Origin of the sequence: Halobacillus sp. BBL2006 (genome assembly GCF_000786645.1) — a bacterium.
Classification (GTDB): Bacteria; Bacillota; Bacilli; order Bacillales; family Halobacillaceae; genus Halobacillus.
In genome coordinates, this window is sequence record NZ_JRNX01000313.1 from 1 (window position 1) to 6,304 (window position 6,304).

General features: G+C 41.4%; 6 protein-coding genes. All 6 read right to left on the minus strand.

Going from position 1 to position 6,304, the window contains the following annotated elements; genetic code table 11:
- Positions 1 to 181 (minus strand): ATP-binding cassette domain-containing protein (locus LD39_RS10000; protein WP_156112612.1); only part of this gene is annotated, 181 nt, incomplete at its 3' end.
- Positions 182 to 335: 154 nt separating this feature from the next.
- Positions 336 to 1,463 carry a BMP family protein gene (locus LD39_RS10005; protein WP_231572552.1) on the minus strand — a complete coding sequence of 376 codons (1,128 nt, stop codon included), beginning with the start codon at positions 1,461 to 1,463 and terminating at the stop codon, positions 336 to 338.
- Between the two features lie 115 nt (positions 1,464 to 1,578).
- Positions 1,579 to 2,304 carry a GntR family transcriptional regulator gene (locus LD39_RS10010; protein ID WP_035545801.1) on the minus strand — a complete coding sequence of 242 codons (726 nt, stop codon included), beginning with the start codon at positions 2,302 to 2,304 and terminating at the stop codon, positions 1,579 to 1,581.
- Between the two features lie 315 nt (positions 2,305 to 2,619).
- Positions 2,620 to 4,926 (minus strand): DNA translocase FtsK, encoded by a 2,307-nt coding sequence (locus LD39_RS10015; protein ID WP_035545803.1) that lies wholly within the window; start codon positions 4,924 to 4,926, stop codon positions 2,620 to 2,622.
- 161 nt (positions 4,927 to 5,087) lie between these two features.
- Positions 5,088 to 5,291: a YlzJ-like family protein gene (locus LD39_RS10020; protein ID WP_035545805.1), complete on the minus strand. Its 204-nt coding sequence runs from the start codon at positions 5,289 to 5,291 to the stop codon at positions 5,088 to 5,090.
- Complete coding sequence (locus LD39_RS10025; RefSeq protein WP_035545807.1) at positions 5,288 to 6,010, minus strand: ClpP family protease; 723 nt, start codon at positions 6,008 to 6,010, stop codon at positions 5,288 to 5,290. Before LD39_RS10025 ends, LD39_RS10020 begins: the two co-directional genes overlap by 4 nt.
- Positions 6,011 to 6,304 lie beyond the last annotated feature (294 nt).

The window sequence follows — 6,304 nt, forward strand, 5'->3', positions numbered from 1 at the left end:
TTTCTCCTTTTTCCGGCTGATAGAGGCCGAACAAAACGTTCATCAAGGTTGATTTACCTGCTCCATTTTCACCGAGCAAGGCATGGATTTCTCCCTTTTTCACTTGAAGGTTAATGTTATCATTCGCTACAATACCCGGAAATTCTTTGCGGATATTGAGCATCTCAATCACATAATCCATTCGTCTCCCACACTCCCCTGGTTGTCTTCTTTTTCCAAATGAACGTACTCCTGAAAAAATCATCAAATGAAGAGGGCCGGAAGGTAAGCTCTTCATTTGATGATTTTCTTATAGAGTAGAAGAAGGCCGGCTACCCACCAGCCTTCTGCTCAACTTATAGAGAATCTAAATAGCCTTGAAGATCTTCTCTAGTACTTGGTACTTCAACATCGCCATCAACGATTTTTTGTTTCCACTCTTCAATCGCAGTGATGATATCTTCGTTTAGAGCCTCTTCATTCGTACGTGCAATGCTGATCGCATCCTGATCAAGCCCGTACTCAAGAACTTCTCCACCAGGGAATTCCCCGTTCATCGCCTGAGAAGCGACATCTTTTACGGCAACGTCTACACGTTTGACCATAGAAGTTAACGTGACATTTGTATCACCAATGGCACCCTCTTCATGCTGATCACGGTCTACACCAATGACCCATACGTTTTCATCTGGGTTGTTTTTCTTAATGTCTTTCGCCTGGGCGAATACACCGTTACCCGTTGCGCCTGAAGCATGATAGATGACATCAATGCCTTTAGAGTACATGTTAGAAGCAATCAGTTTTCCTTTATCTGCAGCAGCGAAGCTTTCTGCATACTGCACATCAACGTCGATGTCTGCATTTACTGATTTGACACCTGCAACAAATCCAGATTCAAACTTCTTGATCAAGTCTCCTTCAACGCCGCCTATAAATCCTACTTGATTAGACTTCGTTTTCTTAGCAGCAGCTACACCAGCAAGGAAAGATCCTTGGTGTTCTTTAAATGTGATGCTGGCAATGTTATCGCCTTCTGCTACAGAGTCGACAATTGCAAAGTTAGTTTCTGGATATTGGCCAGCTACTTCTTCAATTGCTGGTTGCAGTAAGTATCCGATTCCGAAGATTAAGTTATAATCCTGGCGAACAAGACGGTTCAGGTTCGTTGTATAATCCGCATCACTTTCTGATTGAGCGTAATCAAACCCTTCCCCTTTTTTCATATTGTTTTCTTCTCCAAAAGCTTGTAACCCTTCCCATGCAGATTGGTTAAATGATTTGTCATCCACTCCGCCAACATCAGTAACCATCGCTACTGAAAAATCTCCGTTACTGCCCTCTTCAGCGGCTTCATCGTTGTTGCCTGAATCATTTGAACCACCACTTGTATCTCCTCCATCATCAGAAGAGCCACAAGCTCCTAAAACTAAACCAAAAGTTAAAAGTAATGCAAAAACTAAAAGAAAACGACGATTCTTAAACAAAACCATTACCCCCTAAGTTTGTTAAAATATCAGGTCTTTCCAACAACTAAACAGTCTGCTTCTAACAGTACAGGCCTCACCTCCTAAATATTTAACAACTCACAAATGTAAGCCCTTACACTCTTTTTCTTAGAACATGGAAGCTGAACTTATCCGCCCTAAAATAATTATTTGATAAAAGGACAGGAACATCATCTTGGGTATAATGCATTTGCTTTAATAACAACAGTGCCTGCTCAGGTTCACAGTTCAAAACAGGAGAAATTCTTTCATGGTAACCGATTGGTTCAATATGAGTAACCGCATAACTTATTGTTTCTCCTGTATAGCTCTCTAAAATTTGAAAAAGAGAATCAGCTTCTCTCACTTGCTCCAGGGGGATGAGCCCTTCCGGAATTTTATCCACACAGTAGACGACAGGCTCGTCGTCAGCTGTTCTCACCCGCTCGAGCTTTGCCATTCTATGTAGATTATCGTTAGAGAACCTTCTTCGATCTTCTTCCGTCGGTTCTACGAGATCAGCAGACAAATACTGCGAGCCCGGCTTCATTCCCGAACTTAGAATCATTCCTGTTACACTATCTAATTCTTCGATGCCTGAGGTAAACAAAGGTTTAGGGTTTACGAAAGTTCCTACTCCGTGCCTCCGTGTAACCACACCTTCCTCTTCCATAATCCTCAATGCTTCTCTTAAAGTTGCTCTTGAGACACCTAGAGATTTAGAAAGCTGAAATTCAGACGGCAGTTTCTGTTTTTCTAAATAGATACCGTTTTCAATATCACGTTTAATTTGCTCAATCACCTGTAAGTAAAGATGACGAGTATCTTGTCTAATCGACATTCCGTTCACTCCACCCCTATTAAACTATCCATCAGAGATCTGACATCTGACGTTCGACACATCACATTTTGACAATAATATAACACTATTTGTTGAATAAATAAATAGAATTAGGACATTTTTCTGTTATTTGTTACAAGAGTGTAAATACTTTTACAGAATTTTTTACAATAGACAGGACTTGTGACCCCTAAAATAGATGATTTGGACTAAAAAACTAGATAATTGGAATTAGTTAACATAAAAATAAGCCGCCGCGGATGCAGCAGCTTAATCAATTAATTGTATGTCCTAATCAAAAATTTCTTAGATGCATTACGAGGATTGTTCTTCAGACACTTGAGATACGAGAACAGTCCTTGGTTTGCTTCCTTCATATGGACCAACAATGCCATTATCTTCCATAGCATCGATTAAACGTGCCGCTCTCGTGTATCCCACGCGGAACCTTCGCTGGATCATTGAGACACTGGCGCTTTGCATTTCAATGACCATCTGGACAGCCTCCGGATACAAATCATCATCGACTTCTTGTTTGACTTCACTTTCTTCCTCAGGGATCATTTCATCTTGATATTGCGCCTTCTGCTGTTCTACACAAAAGTTGACGACGCGCTCGACTTCATCATCACTTAAGAAAGCACCTTGGACACGTGTCGGTTTGTTGGCACCGACCGGCGTAAACAACATGTCACCTCGTCCAAGAAGTTTTTCTGCTCCTCCTGAATCCAAAATAGTTCGTGAATCCGTCTGAGAGGAGACACTGAATGCAATTCGGGACGGAATATTAGCTTTGATAACACCTGTAATGACGTCTACAGATGGACGTTGCGTAGCGATAATCAGGTGAATTCCTGCTGCACGCGCCATCTGTGCCAGCCTTGTTATTGCATCTTCTACTTCATTGGAGGCAACCATCATAAGATCGGCTAACTCATCGACTAAAACAACAATGTATGGAAGTTGAGGCTGGGTATCTTCGTTTTCCTTATTATGTTTTTTCACATATTCATTATAACTTTCGATATTTCTCGTTCCAGTGTCAGAAAACAGATCATATCTCCGCTCCATTTCAGAAACGACTTTCTTCAAAGCACGCGATGCCTTTTTAGGATCCGTTACAACTGGTGCTAGCAAGTGTGGAATGCCGTTGTAGACATTCAACTCTACTTTTTTCGGATCGATCATCATCATTTTCACTTCGTGTGGCTTCGCACGCATCAATATACTTGTAATAATTCCATTGATACACACACTTTTACCACTTCCGGTTGCACCAGCAACAAGAAGGTGAGGCATTTTATTAAGCTCAGACATCACTGCTTCTCCTGATATGTCCCTTCCTAGAGCAAAGCTCAACTTAGACTCAGGATTGGATTTTCCTGTTTCAAGAACTTCACGAAGGGAAACCATGGAAACTTCCTGGTTGGGCACTTCAATACCTACTGCCGACTTCCCAGGAATCGGGGCCTCAATCCTGATGTCTTTCGCTGCCAATGCAAGAGCAAGGTCATCGTTCAAGTTAACGATTTTACTGACTTTCACTCCAACATCTGGATAAACTTCATATTTTGTAACCGCAGGTCCTACGTGGACTTTAGTGACTTTCGCTTTGACTCCAAAGCTTTGAAAAGTCTTTTCAAGTTTTCGAACCGTAGCTTGAATGTGGGATCTGCCTTGGCTCTGAGGACTGGAAGTTGGTTCATCTAACAATTCAAAGCCGGGCAGCTGATAGTCAAAGTTCTCAAGCTCTGCTGTCGGCATCGACTTCTCTAAACTCGTTTCCTCTTCATCCGAGTCATTGGTGCTGTTTTTAGTTAAGGAAGGCTTCTCCGTCTGCTCTGCACCTTTGGATGCATAAGCATGATCCGTAAAATCTTGGATGATCGGTTCTTCCATATCATAAGATTCCTCCTCCTTCGAATCGCTGATTTCGAGCACCGTCTTCTCTTCCGTATTCTCTGGGATCTCTTTATTACGCTCTGATTTTTTATCCTGCATGCGTTTTAGCTGTTCTATTCCTAATCCTTTCAACTTCACACCTAGCTTTGAAAATAATTCACCAATCGACCATTCACTAATGAATATGATACCTATGATGAAAAGGAAAAAGGATACAATAGCTGCTCCTACACCAGAGAAGAGATAGTAAGTAATCGATAATAATATCGCGCCCGACAGTCCCCCTCCAATGCTATAAAAGGAATTTTCTCCTCTCATCATGGTAGTAATCCTGTCCCATGTAAGACCAAGAATTGACCCATTTCCTGCAGCTAACTCATCTGATAAAGTCTCTAAGTGTGTGAATAGGAGTAATGCCGTAATGATAATATAAATACCTATAAGCCGTTTATGTAAGAATGTTGGCCATTTCCTCTTCACCATTAAATAGATACCCAGTACAAGAAAGAATATGGAGGCAATAAAATACCAAACACCAAATAAGAATTGCCACAGGCGCTCAAGCCCGCCTGGAATTGCTCCGTCACTAATTGCTGAGGCTCCGCTTCCGAAGACAGCTATAAATAAAAAGAAGAGTCCAACTAATTCAAATTTCACCTGCTCTTTAAACCCTGACTGTTTCTTTTTTGTTTTCGATTTAGACTTCCTCTTTCCAGCCATATGTGTAAACACCTCCGTAAATAAAGACTAATGGTCAATGTTGCTAATCATTATGTTAACTGAAAACAGAAGGATGCCGATTGCCTCTTCTCATTTAGAAGAAAACAAACTCGACATCCTGCCTGACAGTTATCTTTATTATACCATAGGGTACAGAGGTGTTACGAGTCCAACCATTGTCCCGGTTGTAAATGAGGGTCCATATAATGAGCTGGATCGGTAGAAAGAATCTGAATGATTTGCTTTCTCCCATCCCCCATATCCCTGCATTTTACAGGGCAGTTCTTGAGCTGCTGGTAAGTGACTTCTCCACTTTCCTGTTGAGGAAAAATATCATATTCACTGAGGGGGGTGTAGTGAATCATTGAACCACCTGATTTTCATTGCCTTTATTTGCTTCAATCATCTCGTTCAACTTTTCCATAGCTTCCTTTACGCCACCTACAGCATTAATCAACCCGTTATCAACAGCCTGCTGACCGACTACGTTCGTCCCAATGTCTCGAGTCAGATTACCTTTAGCAAACATGAGCTCTTTGAACTTCTCTTCTTCAACATTTGAATGTCTTGTTACAAAATTAACGACCCGCTCTTGCATTTTATCCATATATTCAAAAGTTTGGGGAACGCCGATGACGAGGCCAGTCATCCGAATTGGATGAATGGTCATTGTAGCTGTTTCAACTATGAAAGAATAATCAGCTGAGACAGCGATCGGTACACCTATTGAATGTCCTCCCCCCAACACGATGGATACAGTAGGCTTGGAAAGAGATGCAATCATTTCTGAGATCGCTAAACCTGCTTCCACGTCTCCTCCAACAGTATTAAGAAGAACCACTAGTCCCTCAATTTTCGGATTTTGCTCAATAGCGATTAACTGAGGAATGAGATGTTCATATTTTGTCGTCTTATTTTGAGAAGGAAGCTGGACATGTCCCTCCACTTGACCGATCACTGGTAAGACGTGGATATTGGAATCCGCCGGTTGAGGTACACTCGATTGACCTAATTGCTGAATTTTATCTACTAAAGAGGATTTCGATTGATCCTTTTCTTGTCCTTGGGAAGAATCGTCTTTCATAGGTAAAAACTCCTTTCGCTCTTTTCCCGTAGTATGACTCAGCAACCCGAGTATCATTCAAAGAAAAGCGGATAGAGACCGTTGGCCTTGTCTTAATATTTTGCTCGAACTTGCATTGTGACTATTTGTTTAACTTTTGATAAATACAATCGTTGTTTATGAGGAAGATGATTAAGCATAAGTGCAGGATTATGGAAGACTCAATTTCGAGATGTTTTGTGTGATTTAGGGTCGTTGGCGAAGGACTCGTCTAGCTGTAACGCCCAGACACTCGCGTGATAAGCAGAAAATCAA

Bases quoted from the DNA above. Each gene is read 5' to 3' on its own strand.
- LD39_RS10010 (WP_035545801.1), bottom strand. From the start codon at position 2,304: ATGTCGATTAGACAAGATACTCGTCATCTTTACTTACAGGTGATTGAG.
- LD39_RS10015 (WP_035545803.1), bottom strand. From the start codon at position 4,926: ATGGCTGGAAAGAGGAAGTCTAAATCGAAAACAAAAAAGAAACAGTCA.
- LD39_RS10020 (WP_035545805.1), bottom strand. From the start codon at position 5,291: ATGATTCACTACACCCCCCTCAGTGAATATGATATTTTTCCTCAACAG.
- LD39_RS10025 (WP_035545807.1), bottom strand. From the start codon at position 6,010: ATGAAAGACGATTCTTCCCAAGGACAAGAAAAGGATCAATCGAAATCC.